Genomic DNA, 14920 nt, shown 5'->3' with positions numbered 1-14920 from the left:
TGACGGCGAGACCGTGTGTGCCAGCGCACCGACGTCGTCTATTGTGTGCCCGTGAGCAGTGCCCAGTCCCCCCGGCCGAGGAAGAAGAACCGGCTGGCCCAGTACCTTCAGAACATCAAGGACTCCTACACGATCTCGCGGCGCAGCTACCCGTGGATCCGGTGGACGCTACCAGCGGTTCTTATCGGGTTCCTCGCCCTCGGGGTCATCATCTCCTTCACCTACGGACTGCCTCTGTGGTACTGGCTGATTCTGAGCCTCATGGTGGCGCTCGTGGTCGACATGGTCACCCTGACCTTCACGACACGACGCGCCTCCTACGCCCAGCTCGAGGGGAGGCCGGGGGCGACCAAGGTCGTCCTCGACCAGATCGGTCGGGGTTGGTACGTGGAGCCTGAGCCCGTGGCCTTCAACAAGAACCAGGACCTCGTGTGGAGGTTGGTGGGACGACCTGGCGTCGTGCTCATCGCCGAGGGCCCAGACACCCGCACCCGCCGCATGCTCGCCGAGGAGGAGCGCAAGGTCCACCGGCTGCTGTCAACCGTTCCCATCCACACCTTTCAGGTGGGTACCGATGCCGGTCAGGTGCGCCTGACGGACCTGTCGAAGACACTGCGACGACTGCCGACCAAGCCGACGTCGCTCACGGACAGCGAGATCACCCAGGTCTCGAAGCGTCTGACGTCCCTGGCCGGCAAGAACCTGCCCATCCCCAAGCACATCGACCCCAACCGGGTACGCCCGGACCGTCGCGCGATGCGCGGCCGCTGATCGGCACGGATCGTCGGTGATCTCCGTTTCGTCGTTGATCTCCGTGTCCCTGCCGTCTTCCCGGCTTCCCCACCGCCCCTTAGCAATCCACCACGCAGCGACCCCTCATCCCGAGACTCCGTGAAATTCATGGCCGAAACACTCAGGCAACACTGACGCCATTCCTTTGTCACGGGCAGGTCAATATAGTTGCCGATGTCAGCCGCAGTGCATACGTGTGGAGTATGTGCGCCGTTCCCACCTGGAGGAGATATGTTCAAGGACGCATCCGAGGCACTGACGTTCATCGAGAAGGAGAATGTCGCGCTGGTCGATGTGCGGTTCTGCGACCTACCCGGCGTCATGCAGCACTTCACCATTCCGGTGGCCGCCTTCAAGGACGAGGCCCTGACCGACGGCCTCATGTTCGACGGCTCCTCGATCCGCGGCTTCACTGCGATCCACGAGTCGGACATGAAGCTGGTCCCGGATGTCACCACGGCCTTCCTCGATCCCTTCCGGGAGGAGAAGACGCTGGTGGTCAACTTCTCGATCGTGGACCCCTTCACCGACGAGGTCTACTCGCGCGATCCTCGCTCGATCGCCGCCAAGGCGGAGGACTACCTGCGCTCCACCGGGATCGCTGACACCTGCTACATCGGCGCGGAGGCCGAGTTCTACCTCTTCGACTCCGTGCGTTACGAGTCCTCACCGGCTGAGTCCTTCTACGCCATCGACTCCGCCGAGGCCGCCTGGAACACCGGGCGAGAGGAGGAGGGCGGCAACAAGGGCTACAAGACCGCGTTCAAGGGCGGCTACTTCCCCGTCTCCCCCAATGACCAGATGGCTGACATCCGTGATCGCATGGTGCGCACCTGCCTCGCCTCCGGCCTGGAGATCGAGAGGGCCCACCACGAGGTCGGTACCGCCGGGCAGCAGGAGATCAACTACCGTTTCTCCTCCCTGCTCGCCGCCGGTGACGACATGATGAAGTTCAAGTACATCATCAAGAACGAGGCCTGGCGCAACGGCAAGACGGCCACCTTCATGCCCAAGCCGATCTTCGGTGACAACGGCTCGGGCATGCACACCCACCACTCGCTGTGGAAGGACGGCAAACCGCTGTTCTTCGACGAGCGGGGTTACGGTCAGCTCTCCGACCTGGCCCGTTGGTACATCGGCGGCATTCTCGCCCACGCCCCGGCGCTGCTGGCCTTCACCAACCCGTCGGTGAACTCCTTCCACCGCCTGGTTCCCGGCTTCGAGGCGCCGGTCAACCTGGTCTACTCGGCCCGTAACCGCTCGGCCTGCATCCGGATCCCGGTCACCGGCTCCTCCCCCAAGGCCAAGCGGGTGGAGTACCGGGTGCCGGACCCCTCGTCCAACCCCTACCTGTGCTTCGCCGCCGTCCTCATGGCGGGCATCGACGGCATTCGCAACCGGACAGAGCCCCGCGAGCCCATCGACAAGGATCTCTACGAGCTCGCGCCCGAGGAGTACTTCGACATCGACAAGCTCCCCGACAGCCTCGACCAGGCCCTGGAGGCGCTGGAGGAGGACCACGACTTCCTCACCGAGGGCGACGTCTTCACTCCCGACCTCATCGAGACCTGGATCGAGTACAAGCGCACCAACGAGATCGATCCGCTCAGGCTGCGCCCCCACCCCTACGAGTTCCAGCTCTACTACGACCTGTGAGTCGTTGATGCAGCTCAGACGTCGGCCCTGAGCCTCCCACGCACGAGGCTCGGGGCCGACGTCGTGCCGAACGCCACGATCGGCGATTGCATACCTATGCTGCATTGCGGATATTCTTTCTCCGTCTTGATCCACTCCGAAGAGGACGACCCACGATGAGGATCCGCCAACACGCCGCCCTCGGGCTGGCAGCCACCGCCTGCCTGGTCCTGAGCGGATGCACCAACGCCGCTGACTGGAACGCGAACCGGAGCTCGCAGATCCACTCCTACGACACCTCCTCGATCCAGGCCCAGCCCGACATCATCGCCAAGCTCCCCCAGGGAGCCCTCGACGACGGCGTCCTGGACGTGGCGGCGTCCACGGACTACGCGCCGGCCGAGTTCCTCGATCCCTCGGGCAAGGCCGTGGGCTACGACGTCGACCTCACCAACGCGATCGCCGCCGTCCTGGGCGTCAAGGGCACGGTGCACACCGCCGAGTTCGACTCCATCATCGCCTCGATCGGGTCGAAGTACGACGCCGGCATCTCCTCCTTCACCGTGACGCCCGAACGTACCGCGGAGGTCGACATGACGGCCTACGTCAACGTGGGCTCGCGCTTCAACGTCCAGGCCGGCAACCCCAAGGACGTCGACACCTCCGACCACCTCAAGCTGTGCGGACGGACCATCGGCGTCCAGGTGGGAACCGATCAGGAGACCGCCATGCGCAAGGCCGCCGACGACTGCGCCAACGCGGGCAAGGAGACGCTCTCGGTGCGTTCCTACTCCAAGCAGTCCGAGGCCACCACCGGCCTGGTCGGCGGCACCATCGACGCCACCTACTCCGACTCCACCGTGGCCGGCTACGCCGTCGAGCTGACCGACGGCCAGATCGTCACCCTGGGCGAGGTCGAGGACGCCTCGCCCCAGGGAGTGGTGACCTCCAAGGCGGACCCGCAGTTCACCGCCGCGATCCAGGCCGCCATCCAGTACCTCATGGACCAGGGCATCTGGCAGAAGATCCTGGACAACTGGGGCGTGAAGGACGCCGCCCTGACCACCGCAGAACTCAACCCCGCAGTGAAGGAGTGAGCCGTGACCGCCTCACCCGCCTCCGACGACGACAAGGTCGTCCTCAACAACCCCAAGCCGGTCCCCCGCCCGGGAACCTGGATCAGCGCCGCGATCGTCACGGTCCTGGGCGCCATGCTCATCCACGGGCTGGTCACCAACGAGAAGTTCCACTGGTCCACGGTCTGGTTCTTCCTGCGGGAGGTCCACGTGGTCAAGGCCGTCGGCTGGACGCTGCTGCTGACCTTCATGGCCATGGCCATCGGCATCGTCCTGGCGGTCACGACGGCGATCCTGCGTCAGTCCTCCAACCCGGTGCTGCGCTGGGTGGCGCTGGCCTACCTGTGGTTCTTCCGCGGCACCCCGATCTACACCCAGCTGGTGTTCTGGGGCGCGCTCTCCGCGCTCTACCAGCAGCTGAGCCTGGGGATCCCCTTCGGCCCCGAGCTGCTGACCTTCAAGACGACGACCGTGTTCACGCCCTTTGTCGCCGCGGTTCTGGGACTGGGCATCAATGAGGGCGCCTACCTGTCCGAGATCGTCCGCTCGGGTCTGAACTCGGTGGACAAGGGGCAGAGCGAGGCCGCCGGTGCGCTGGGCATGAGCAAGGGGCAGATCCTCAGGCGGATCGTCCTGCCCCAGGCGATGCGGGTCATCGTGCCGCCCACCGGCAACGAGACGATCTCCATGCTCAAGACGACGTCCCTGGTGCTGGCGGTCCCCTTCACCCTGGACCTGACCTTCGTCACCAACTCCTACGCGTCGCTGACCTACCAGATCATCCCGCTGCTCATCGTGGCGGCCATCTGGTACATCATCATCACCTCTATCCTCATGGTGGGGCAGCACTACATCGAGCGCTACTACGGCAAGGGCTTCGACTCTGACAAGACAACCGCCTCCGCGGGCCGGGGGCTGTCCGCTCGCCAGCAGGCCATCCTCAACGCCCACACCACCAAGGACGATCCCTTCCTGGAGGTCACCCCATGAGCACGTCCACTCCCACCGCAGCCGGTACGCCGAAGGTCGAGATCAGCGGCCTGCACAAGTTCTTCGGCGAGCTGCACGTGCTGCGCGGCATCGACCTCATCGTGCCTCCGGGCTCGGTCACGGTTCTCATCGGCCCGTCGGGCTCGGGGAAGTCGACACTGCTGCGCTGCATCAATGAGCTGGAGTCCATCGACGCCGGCCGGGTCAAGGTCGACGGCGAGCTCATCGGTATGCGGGAGGTCGAGCGCGGTGGCCGCACCGAGCTGCACGCCCTGTCGGACAAGGCCCGTGCCGCGCAGCGCGCCAAGATCGGCATGGTCTTCCAGCGCTTCAACCTCTTCCCCCACATGACGGCTCTGGAGAATGTCATGGAGGCTCCGGTCCAGGTCAGGAGGATCCCCAAGGCCAAGGCCCGTGAGCGCGGCGTCGAGCTGCTGGAACGGGTCGGGCTCGGGGACCGCTTGGACCACTACCCCTCCCAGCTCTCCGGCGGTCAGCAGCAGCGGGTGGCGATCGCCCGGGCTCTGGCCATGGATCCCGAGCTCATGCTCTTCGACGAGCCGACCTCCGCACTGGACCCCGAGCTGGTCGGCGAGGTGCTTCAGGTGATGAAGGACCTGGCGGCCTCCGGGATGACCATGGTCGTGGTCACCCACGAGATGGGCTTCGCCCGCGAGGTCGGCGACCAGCTGGTCTTCATGGACGGCGGCGTCATCTGCGAGTCCGGCGACCCCGTCGAGGTGCTGGACAACCCCCAGGCCGAGCGGACCCGGGCCTTCCTCTCCTCAGTCCTGTAGAAGCAGGGAGGCTCAGTGATCCAGGGCCGATCCTGTCGTCACAGTGACATGGCATCGGCCCCGGAGGGCTGGTCCCAGGCACCGTCGTCCCAGGAGGTCAGGCTCCAGCCTGACTCCGGGTCGCCGTCAACAACCGTGATTCCCGTGTTGTGCATCGGCCGCTCGGCGATCCACAGCGGGTCCACACCGCCTCCGGGCGCCGCCTTGAGGGAGGTCCACAGACGCAGCACGGTGCCGTGGGAGACGAGCAGGGCCGCTGAGCCACCCGACTGTGCCGTCTTCTCGGCGATACGGCCGACGGCGTCGTCGAAACGCCGGAGGGTGTCGATGCCGTCCTCCGGTGAGCCGGGGATCCGGCAGGCGGGGCGCCCGGCCATCCAGGAGCGGGTGGTGTCCACGTAGCAGGCCACCGAGCGTGCGTCGGTGTTCATCTCCAGGCCCCCGGCCAGGACCTCGCGCAGGCCTGAGTCGATGGTGGCGCTCAGGCCGGTGGCGGCCTCGACCGGGGCGATGGTCTGGCGGGCGCGCAGGATCGGGGAGACCCACAAGGAGCCCAGCGCCTCGAGCAGGCCGGCCTCCTCCAGGCGGGCCGGCAGTCCCTCGGCCTCTCGTAGACCCGTATCGTCCAGAGGGTTTCCGGGGAAGGCGGTGTCGAGTGCCTGCATGACATTGGCGACGGTGCGACCGTGGCGTACGAGAATGAGCCTCACGGCGCCAATTCTGCCAGGTCACCACCACCCCGGCCCTCGACGACGGTGCGATCCTCGTCGCCCGGGACCGCCAGCCGATGCGTTCTCCCGCCGACGCAGTCAGCTCCAGGGGTAGGGGCCCTCCGGACGCCTCCTGGTCGCACGGTTGCGCCCCGTCCTCCGGGATCGCGCGGTTCCTGCGGCATCGTCGCCCTGGCGAGGCTGTCTGCGCGGCTTCCTGGTCGAGCCGGCCGAGCGCCCCGTCGCAGAACCAGGACCTCGGCCCTCGGCGCTCGAGGCGCCGGTCGGCGGCGTCGGCGCCGACGGGGGCGAGTCGTGGGCGACGGCGTCGGTGAAGACGATGCGCTCGGCCACGGCGCGCGTGTGGCGGGCACTGCGGCGGTAGATGTCCTCGAGCTCGCGCTCCCGGCCGCTGCCCAGGCCGATGAGTCGCCCCACCAGGCGGATCTCGCGGATCTGAACGGGAAGGACCTGGGAGCGCGGCCCGGAGGTTCTCCCGGTCCCCAGGACGATCGCCGAGCGCAGCCGGCTGGCCAGGATCCAGGCCGCGACGAGCACGCCCCCGTCGTCGGCGCTCAGCAGCCCGGCCTGGACCGCGGCCTGGAGCGCGCCTATGGTCGACGTGGTCCGCAGCCCGGCGATCCGCCCGGCGTGGGCGAGCTGAAGCACCTGGGCGCTCCACTCCACGTCGCTGAGACCTCCGGGGCCGAGCTTGAGGTGGCGGGCCGGGTCGACACCCCGTGGAAGGCGCTCGGTCTCCACCCGGGCCTTGATCCTGCGGATCTCCCGCAGGTCCTGAGCGCTCAGTCCGCCCTCGGCCCAGCGCAACGGATTGATGAGCTCCTCGAAGCGCCGACCCAGGTCGCGGTCCCCGGCGCAGGCGCGGGCGCGCAGCAGCGCCTGACGCTCCCACAGGGCCGCCCAGCGTCCGTAGTACTCGCTGTAGGCCTCCAGCGAGCGGCTCATGATGCCCTGGCGGCCTTCGGGCCGCAGGTCGGAGTCCACCTCAAGGGGGTGCGGGCGCGCCGAGGCGAGAAGCCCCACCACCTGCTTGGCGACCGCCTCAGCCTCCTGGGCAGCGGCGGCATCGCCCACCCCGTCGCGGGCCTCGTGGACGAACAGGACGTCCGCGTCGGAGGCGTACCCGATCTCACGGCCTCCCAGGCGCCCCATGGCGATGATGGCGTGACGTGCCAGGGCAGCCTGCCAGCACCCGCTGGCGTCGGGTCCGGCGGCGACGGCCTCGAGGCCGTCGCGCTGGGCGACGACCAGCCCGGTGGCCACGCTCAGCGCCCCGCCCAGGACCGCGTCGGTGGCGTCGGTGAGGATGGATGCGGTGCGCTCTGGATCGATGGCGTCCAGGCAGTCCGCCAGCGAGGCACGTACCTCCTCGCGGGCGCGCACTCTCAGGATCGCCTGAACCGCCTCGAGCGCCTGCTCGGCGAGCGCCGAGTCATCGGGGCCGGTCAGGCTGCGGCGACGCAGCACGGCGGAGACCTCCTCCGCCAGGGCTCCGGGGCGGCGGGGCTCGAGCTCGGCGTCGTCATCGAGCCAGGCGATGGACTCGGGGAACTCCGCGAGGCGCTCGGTGGCCCAGTGAGCACATGAGAGCACCTGGCACAGTCTGCGTGCGGCCACCGGCGAGTCCCGCAGCATGGCCAGGTACCAGTGGGATCCTCCGATGGCCTCCGACAGGCGGCGGAAGGACAGCAGACCGAAGTCGGGATCGGCTCCTTCACCGATCCACCCGATGATGACCGGTAGGAGCTGGCGCTGGATGGCGGCTCGGCGGCTGACGCCCTCGGTCAGGGCCTGAATGTGTCGCAGCGCCCCGTCCGGGTCGGTGTAGCCAACGGCTGCGAGCCGCTCGCGCGCCGCCTGAGGACTCAGAGCCATCTCGTCGGCGCTGAGGGTGGCCGCGAAGTTCAGCAGGGGGCGGTAGTAGATCTCCTGGTGGAGGGCGCGCACCCGCCGGCGCAGGTCCTTGAAGTCCTCCCACAGGTTATCGCCCCGGCCCAGGCAGTTGGCCACGCCGCGCTCGATACGACGCAGGTTCTCCTCCTTCTGGGGCAGGTTGTGGGTACGGCGCAGTCGGAAGAGCTGGCTGCGGTGCTCCAGGAGCCGGAGGGCCTTGTAGCAGCTGCTCATGGCCGCGGCGTCGGCCCGGCTGACGTAGCCGCCGACGCTGAGCGCGTCGAGGGCCTCCAGGGTGCCGCGCACACGCAGGCTCTCGTCGGATCGTCCATGGACGAGCTGAAGCAGCTGGACGGTGAACTCCACGTCCCGCAGGCCCCCGGGCCCCAGCTTGATGCGCCGATCCACGCCGCCTCGCGGCACGGACTCCTTCTCCACCCGCCGACGCATGGCGCGGGCGTCCTCGACGAAGTTCTCCCGCCGGCTGGCCTCCCACACGAAGGGCCCCACCCCCTGCTCGTAGCGGGCGCCGAGCTCCGTATCCCCGGCGCAGGCCCTGGCCTTGAGCAGGGCCTGGAACTCCCAGGAGGCGGCCCATCGCCGGTAGTAGGCCAGGTGGGAGTCGAGAGTGCGCACGAGCGCGCCGTCCTTGCCCTCGGGGCGCAGCGCCGTGTCCAGCGGCCACAGGGGCGGCTCGGGCCCGGTGGCCGAGACGACGTGGGCGAGCTCCGTGGCCATTCTGGTACCGACATCCACGAGGTACTCCTCGCTGAGCGGTCTCTCGGCCCTCTCAGTCTCCCCGGCCGGGCCGACGACGTAGACGACGTCGACGTCGGAGATGTAGTTGAGCTCGCGCGCCCCGGTCTTGCCCATGGCGATCACGGCCAGGGCCACGTCGTCCGCCTGCGGCCCGACGGCGGCGCGGGCGATGAGCAGGGCGGCGTCGAGGGCGGCGTCAGCGAGCTCGGTCATACGGCGGCAGACGGTGGGAGTGTGCTCAATCGGGTCAGAGCTGGTGAGGTCGTCGGCGACGATCGCCATCAGACGGTCCCGGTAGGCGCGTCGCAGCGCGGCGGTCGCCCGGTCCGCGGCAGAGTCCTGACCGTCTGGATCCCGGGTATCACCATCGGTGCCACTACTGTCTGACGGTGCCGCTCGCCCCAGCTCGTCCTGGACCGCCCGTCGCAGGAGCTCGCGGGCGTCGGACTCCTCCGGAGCGTCCCATGCCCTGGCCGGGGCGAGCGCCGTGATGCGCTCGGGGTGAGCCACAAGGAAGTCCCCCAGGGCCTGGGATGCGCCCAGGACGGCGAGGAGACGCGCCCTGTGCTCGCGCGGCCCGGCGGTAGGGGCGACGAGGATGCTGCGCAGAACCGTCGCCGGTTCCGGTGTGCCCCCGTGCTCGACGTCGTCCGGCGAGGAACGGTGACGTGACTCGGCTTCGGTCGCGGCCTCGGCGAGCCGGACCAGGCTGAGCAGGGCCATGTCGGGATCGGCGGTGAGCGCCAGGGCCTCAATGAGCTCCTCGCGTCCGGGCCCGAGCTGCGCATCGCCCGGCAGGCCACCGGGCGGCGAGGCGTGATCGGCTGAGGAGCCGGCCCGGGAGTCTCCCGTGCGGTCTGCCTCGCCGGCGGCGCCTTCCGGCGGAAGGAGGGCCAGGAGCGCGGGGTCGCCCAGGAGGGCTCCGGCTCGGGAGGCGTTCTGGAACCCGGCTCGCAGGAGCAGGGTCCTGGGCGAGGAGCTGTGCCGCGTCGGCGCCCCGACAGGCGGGCGCTTCTCGGTCCGGTCTCTCACAGCTGCCTCCTGCTCCGCTCAGGCGCGGGGGAAGAACTGGCTGATCTCGAAGTCGGTGACCTGGGCGTCATAGGCCCGGTACTCACGGCGCTTGTTGCGTAGGAAGAACTCGAAGGTGTCCTCACCAAAGGTGTCGGCAACCAGATCGGACTGCTCCATGGCCGCCACCGCGCTCTTGAGAGAGGTGGGCAGGGCGTGGATGCCCAGCGCCTTGCGCTCCATCTCGGACAGGGCCCACACGTCGTCCTCCGCCTCGGGGGGAAGCTCATTGCCCTCCTCGATGCCCTTGAGCCCTGCGGCCAGGATGACCGCGTAGGCCAGGTAGGGGTTGGCCGAGGAGTCGATGCCGCGGAACTCCACGCGGGCCGACTGGGCCTTGCCGGGCTTGTGCATGGGCACGCGCACCAGTGCGGAGCGGTTGTTGTGGCCCCAGCACACGTAGCTGGGGGCCTCGTCCCCGCCCCACAGGCGCTTGTAGGAGTTGACGTGCTGGTTGGTGACGGCCGTGATCTCCGAGGCGTGGTGCAGCAGCCCGGCGATGAAGGAGCGACCGGTGGCGGAGAGCTGGTACTGGCCGGAGGCGTCGAAGAAGGCGTTGCGATCACCCTCGAACAGGGAGAAGTGCGTGTGCATGCCCGAGCCGAACTGGTCGGGGAAGGGCTTGGGCATGAAGGTGGCCAGGCAGCCCTCCTCCAGGGCGACCTCCTCGACGACGGCGCGGAAGGTCATGATGTTGTCGGCCATGGACAGGGCGTCGGCGAAGCGCAGGTCGATCTCGTTCTGGCCGGGGCCGCCCTCGTGGTGGGAGAACTGCACCGAGATCCCCATCTGCTCGAGCATGAGGATGGCGTGGCGGCGGAAGTCGTGGGCGGTGCCGCCGGGCACGTGGTCGAAGTAGCCGGCATCGTCAGTGGGACGGATGCGCCCGTCAGCGTCACGGTTGACCAGGTAGAACTCGATCTCGGGGTGGATGTAGCAGGTGAAACCGGCCTCGGCCACCCGGGCGAGCTGACGCTCGAGGACGGAGCGCGGGTCGGTGCGGGCGGGCTCGCCGTCGGGCGTGAGGACGTCGCAGAACATGCGGGCCACGCCGTTGGCGCCGTCTCGCCACGGCAGCATCTGGAAGGTGGAGGGGTCCGGTGCGAGCAGCATGTCGGACTCGAAGACGCGGGTCAGGCCCTCGATGGCCGAGCCGTCGAAGCCGATGCCCTCCTCGAAGGCGCTCTCAACCTCGGCCGGGGCGATCGCCACGGACTTGAGCTGTCCGGACACGTCGGTGAACCACAGGCGGATGAAGCTGATGTCGCGTTCCTCGATGGCTCGGAGCACGTACTCCTGCTGCTTGTCCATGGGGCCTCCTCAGCGTGGGGGTGCGGCAGCGGGCCGACGGCGCGGCCGGCCGTCATCCGCCTGAGACGTTCTTGCTGGAACCAGCCTAGTGCTCGGGTGCGTCAGGCAGGTTTCGGATCGCCTCCGGTGAAGGAGGCGGATGGGGACGCCCGGCGCGTCGAGGCGCCTCTTCACCTCGGGTAGCCCTCGGGTAGCCTCGCCCCATGGCTACACCCGAGTCCCCTTACGGCCCCTCCTCCTCCGCCGTTGTCGGAGGCGGGAAGCCCGTGCGCGTTCATCACCTCGCCGCCGCCAAGAACGACGGCACCAAGCTCGTCATGCTCACCGCCTACGACGCCGTGACCGCCCAGATCCTGGACGCGGCCGGCACCGACCTGCTGCTGGTGGGTGACTCGATCGGCAACGTCATGCTCGGGCACGACTCCACGCTGCCGGTGGAGCTGGACGAGATGGTCGTGGCCACGCGCTCGGTGGCTCGGGCGACCAAGCGCGCGCTCGTGGTGGCCGACCTGCCCTTCGGGACCTACGAGGCCGGCCCCGAGCAGGCGCTGGCCAGCGCGGTGCGCCTCATGAAGGCGGGGGCCAACGCCGTCAAGCTCGAGGGCGGCAGGCCCCGGGCCGCGAGCGTGCGGGCCCTGACCCAGGCGGGTATCCCGGTGGTGGGCCACCTGGGATTCACCCCGCAGAGCGTCAACATGCTCGGGGGCTTCCGGGTCCAGGGGCGCGGCGAGGCCGCCGAGGAGCTTCTGGCCGACGCGCAGGCGCTGGCCGAGGCCGGCGCGGTCGCGCTCGTCCTGGAGATGGTGCCCGAGCCCCTGGCGGCGCGTGTCACCGAGTCGCTCGCGATCCCCACGATCGGCATCGGTGCGGGTGCGCGCTGCGACGGCCAGGTGCTCGTGTGGACGGACATGGCGGGAATGACCGACTGGTCACCGCGCTTCTCCCACCAGTTCGGGCAGGTCGGCCAGGCGCTGCACCAGGCCGCCGCCGACTACGGGGCCGCGGTGCGCGAGGAGTCCTTCCCCGCGGAGAAGCACTGGTTCAGCTCCTAGACCACTCATAGACCACGGGGCTGGACCGCGGGGCCCGGTCTCCCGGGCCCGGGAGGAGGCTCAGGCCCTCGCCCCGTCCTCAGACCTCTCCTCCTCGAGGTCCTCGGAGTCGATCCCCTCCGCGAGCTCCGCCTCGGTGAGCGCCTCGGAGAAGGTCCAGCGGTTGAGGAGCGCCTCGAAGCGCCGGCCATCGATGTAGACCACGGCGCTGCCGTCCTCGGTCAGGCCGTCGACATCCAGCGCGTCGGCCATGACCTTGGGCTCGTCCACGCCGCTGTCGATCCGCTTCCACATGGCCTCCGAGTCCACGCCGACCTCGCGGGCGGCGGCGGTGATGCCGTCGGAGGTGACCCGGCCGCGAAGCCTGGCGAGCGCGTCGTGGAAGTTCCATACCTTCTCCGGGTCCTCGCGGTAGACGGCCTCCAGGGCAAGGGCGGTCAGAAGGCTCTCGGGGCCGGTGAGCTTGTGCCTGAGAACGAAGGCGAGCTGCCCGGACTCACTGAGGTGGACGATGTCGTAGAACGCCTCCATGAGGCGCCAGCGTCCCTCATAGGACATGTCCGCGTAGTTGACCAGAATGTGCGGCGCATCCGGGGAGCCGACGAAGAGGTCCCTGTCCCTGTCCACGGGCCGGTTCAGGTGCTGGCCAGGAGGTGGAGGCAGCGGGGAGAGCCTGTCTGCGACGCGGAAGATGATGGTCGCCAGGACCAGCGCCCCGAGGGAGGCCAGAAGAACCCCCAGGCGCGCTTGGTCCCGCATGGTCTCGTCCTCCAGGGCGAGGTTGGCCACGAGCAGTGAGATCGTGAAGCCCATCCCGGACAGGGCGGCAAGACCCAGGATGCGGGGCATGTCCAGGCCCGGCAGGCGAGATGCCGGCACCAGGCGCAGAACCAGTCCGGCGCCCATCGCGACGCCGACGAGCTTGCCGATCACGAGGCCGGCGATCACCGCCCACATGATGCGCGACGACAGGGCCGTGGAGATGGTCTCGCCGCTGAGCTCCACGCCGGCGTTCGCCAGGGCGAACAGGGGAACGACGACGTAGTTGACGTATGGCGGCAGCGTCCAGGACAGCCGCTGGTTCATGGGGATGGAGTAGGTCAGTGCCTCGTGCAGCATAACCGCGGTACCGGGGTGGGGGGACTGGCGGTAGAGCCTGGCGACCTCGTCCACGCCGTCGACGGCCGTGGTGCGCACCGGGTAGACCGGCATGAGCAGGGCGATGAGAACACCGGCCAGGGTGGCGTGGACACCGGACTGGTACAGGGCCGTACCAGGTGATGACCGCCAGAAGGATGTAGGGCAGCGAGCGCCACACCCCTCGGCGTGCCAGGGCCCAGATGCCGAGCAGGCCCAGGCCGGCGCATCCCAGGGCCACGAGGTTGAGCGAACCTGAGTAGAAGATGGCGATGACCAGAAGAGCACCGATGTCGTCGATGACGGCGAAGGCCAGGAGGAAGGCCCGTAGCCGAGGGGCCCTCTTGGGTCCGATGAGGGCGAGCATGCCCAGGGCGAAGGCGGTGTCCGTGGAGATGACCGTTCCCCAGGCGCTGGCCCCGTCGGTGCCGTAGGCGAAGCCGAGGAAGACCAGCGCCGGAACCACCAGACCACCGATGGCAGCGGCAGCCGGCAGGAGCGCCCGTCCGGGCAGCCTCAGCTCCCCCAGGGTGAGGTCGCGGCGCATGTCAAGGCCCACCATGAAGAAGAAGGCGGTCATCAGCCCCTCATCGACCCACTCGTGAAGTGTGAGCTCCACGCTGAACGGGCCGATGGCCAGGGAGGCGGGCGTGTGCCAGAAGTCGTGGTAGCTGTGCCCGATGTTGGCCCACAGAAGAGCCAGAGCGGTCGCCGCCGCCAGGGCGATCGCGGCATAGGTCTCATTGACCTGGATACGGCGCAGACGACGCCGACGGCGCAGCCATGGGTCGACGTACTGCATCGCAGTGTTTGGGCTGCTCAACGTGTTTCCCCCTCGTCCCCTCATCCCCCTCGATCGAGTGATCGAGCGGGGATCGTGTCCCGCCGCATTGTGCCGCGCTCAGTGCCGAGCGTCTAATGCAAGCTTGACACCGAACCCGATGAGCAGACCTCCGGTAACACGGTCGATCCAGCGCGTCAGGCGCGCGCCGGCTACGCGAGGGCCGACCCAGGCGGCTCCCAGTGCCAGGGCACCGAGCCAGACCGCAGTGCAGGCCGCATGGATGAAGGACAGAAGGATTCCCATGACCAGGGGTGGGACGCCGTCGGCCATGAACTGCGGGATGGTGGCCAGGTAGAAGACGCCGGCCTTGGGGTTGAGCAGGTTCGTCAGCAGGCCGATGGACCATCCGTGCCACAGGCCTCCCGTGGGCACTGAGTCGTCGTCGAGCGCTGGTACGGGCCGTGTAGAGCGTGTGGAGGCCGACAGGTCCTCACCCCGGCGGGAGCGGACGATCATTCGCAGCCCCATCCAGGCCAGGTAGACGGCCCCGGCTAGAGACAGAGCCCGGTAGGCGGTACGTGACGCGGCGAGAATCGCCGTCGCCCCGGCCCCGGCCGCGGCGCCCCACAGGACCAGGCCGGTCACGATACCGACGATGACCGCGAAGGCGTAGGAGCGCGAACGGGTCAGCGCCCCTCGCAGCACGACGGCGGTGTCCAGCCCGGGAACGAGAGTCAGCATGAGGGCGAGAACCGCGAAACCGGCCAAGGCCTGCGACAGACTCATGACGCCTTGCTCCCAGCAGGACGACGGGAAGCAGCACGGCAGAGAACAGCGACAGTGACAAGGCCCATAGCGCGATGGTAAAAGCCCCAGGGTCGGGCGGGAAGGA

The 14920-nt window shown here is 68.9% G+C and carries 11 protein-coding genes and 1 pseudogene; 6 read left to right on the top strand and 6 right to left on the bottom strand.

Translation table 11 applies throughout. The annotated features are described in order from the left end of the window. Positions 1–15: 15 nt before the first annotated feature. The 5 genes from EL340_RS03105 (at position 16) to EL340_RS03085 (ending at position 5290) form a co-directional block, all read left to right on the top strand. Complete coding sequence (locus EL340_RS03105) at positions 16–771, top strand: DUF4191 domain-containing protein (RefSeq protein WP_126413367.1); 756 nt, start codon at positions 16–18, stop codon at positions 769–771. A gap of 252 nt (positions 772–1023) precedes the next feature. Further along, on the top strand, positions 1024–2448 hold the full coding sequence (gene glnA / locus EL340_RS03100; RefSeq protein WP_126413366.1) for a type I glutamate--ammonia ligase: 1425 nt from the start codon (positions 1024–1026) through the stop codon (positions 2446–2448). 155 nt (positions 2449–2603) lie between these two features. Continuing rightward, the gene (locus EL340_RS03095) at positions 2604–3524 is read left to right on the top strand and encodes an ABC transporter substrate-binding protein (protein WP_126413365.1); all 921 of its coding nucleotides are present in this window, start codon (positions 2604–2606) and stop codon (positions 3522–3524) included. A gap of 3 nt (positions 3525–3527) precedes the next feature. After that, on the top strand, positions 3528–4493 hold the full coding sequence (locus EL340_RS03090; protein WP_126413364.1) for an amino acid ABC transporter permease: 966 nt from the start codon (positions 3528–3530) through the stop codon (positions 4491–4493). After that, complete coding sequence (locus EL340_RS03085) at positions 4490–5290, top strand: amino acid ABC transporter ATP-binding protein (protein WP_126413363.1); 801 nt, start codon at positions 4490–4492, stop codon at positions 5288–5290. Before EL340_RS03090 ends, EL340_RS03085 begins: the two co-directional genes overlap by 4 nt. A 38-nt stretch (positions 5291–5328) precedes the next feature. On the opposite strand, the gene EL340_RS03080 is transcribed toward EL340_RS03085, so the two are convergent. The 3 genes from EL340_RS03080 to EL340_RS03070 all read right to left on the bottom strand — a co-directional run bounded on the left by EL340_RS03080 (position 5329) and on the right by EL340_RS03070 (position 11055). After that, a complete protein-coding gene (locus tag EL340_RS03080) occupies positions 5329–6000 on the bottom strand; it encodes a histidine phosphatase family protein (protein WP_126413362.1) in 672 nt (223 codons plus the stop codon). A gap of 99 nt (positions 6001–6099) precedes the next feature. Then, on the bottom strand, positions 6100–9705 hold the full coding sequence (locus EL340_RS03075) for a bifunctional [glutamine synthetase] adenylyltransferase/[glutamine synthetase]-adenylyl-L-tyrosine phosphorylase (protein WP_126413361.1): 3606 nt from the start codon (positions 9703–9705) through the stop codon (positions 6100–6102). Positions 9706–9723: 18 nt separating this feature from the next. Further along, a complete protein-coding gene (locus EL340_RS03070; protein WP_126413360.1) occupies positions 9724–11055 on the bottom strand; it encodes a glutamine synthetase family protein in 1332 nt (443 codons plus the stop codon). A gap of 203 nt (positions 11056–11258) precedes the next feature. On the opposite strand from EL340_RS03070, the gene panB reads away from it, so the two are divergent. Next, the gene (panB, locus tag EL340_RS03065; protein ID WP_126413359.1) at positions 11259–12107 is read left to right on the top strand and encodes a 3-methyl-2-oxobutanoate hydroxymethyltransferase; all 849 of its coding nucleotides are present in this window, start codon (positions 11259–11261) and stop codon (positions 12105–12107) included. Positions 12108–12167: 60 nt separating this feature from the next. Here the strand turns inward: panB and EL340_RS15710 are convergent, their stop codons facing one another. The 3 genes and pseudogenes from EL340_RS15710 to EL340_RS03055 form a co-directional block, all read right to left on the bottom strand. After that, the gene (locus tag EL340_RS15710; protein WP_269471644.1) at positions 12168–13319 is read right to left on the bottom strand and encodes a Na+/H+ antiporter NhaA; all 1152 of its coding nucleotides are present in this window, start codon (positions 13317–13319) and stop codon (positions 12168–12170) included. 118 nt (positions 13320–13437) lie between these two features. Beyond that, positions 13438–14046: pseudogene (locus EL340_RS15705) on the bottom strand (Na+/H+ antiporter NhaA); the annotation flags it as partial. A 99-nt stretch (positions 14047–14145) separates the two neighbouring features. Further along, positions 14146–14814, bottom strand: coding sequence for a LysE family translocator (locus EL340_RS03055; protein WP_126413358.1), 669 nt, complete (start codon positions 14812–14814; stop codon positions 14146–14148). Positions 14815–14920: the final 106 nt, after the last annotated feature.

It is taken from the genome of Actinomyces viscosus (assembly GCF_900637975.1).
Lineage (GTDB): Bacteria > Actinomycetota > Actinomycetes > Actinomycetales > Actinomycetaceae > Actinomyces > Actinomyces viscosus.
Note: the sequence above shows the minus strand (reverse complement) of the source record. Positions and strands in the feature narration are given on the sequence as shown.

Bases quoted from the DNA above. Each gene is read 5' to 3' on its own strand.
- EL340_RS15710 (WP_269471644.1), bottom strand. From the start codon at position 13,319: ATGCCGGTCTACCCGGTGCGCACCACGGCCGTCGACGGCGTGGACGAG.
- EL340_RS03070 (WP_126413360.1), bottom strand. From the start codon at position 11,055: ATGGACAAGCAGCAGGAGTACGTGCTCCGAGCCATCGAGGAACGCGAC.
- EL340_RS03095 (WP_126413365.1), top strand. From the start codon at position 2,604: ATGAGGATCCGCCAACACGCCGCCCTCGGGCTGGCAGCCACCGCCTGC.
- EL340_RS03085 (WP_126413363.1), top strand. From the start codon at position 4,490: ATGAGCACGTCCACTCCCACCGCAGCCGGTACGCCGAAGGTCGAGATC.
- panB (WP_126413359.1), top strand. From the start codon at position 11,259: ATGGCTACACCCGAGTCCCCTTACGGCCCCTCCTCCTCCGCCGTTGTC.
- EL340_RS03055 (WP_126413358.1), bottom strand. From the start codon at position 14,814: ATGAGTCTGTCGCAGGCCTTGGCCGGTTTCGCGGTTCTCGCCCTCATG.
- glnA (WP_126413366.1), top strand. From the start codon at position 1,024: ATGTTCAAGGACGCATCCGAGGCACTGACGTTCATCGAGAAGGAGAAT.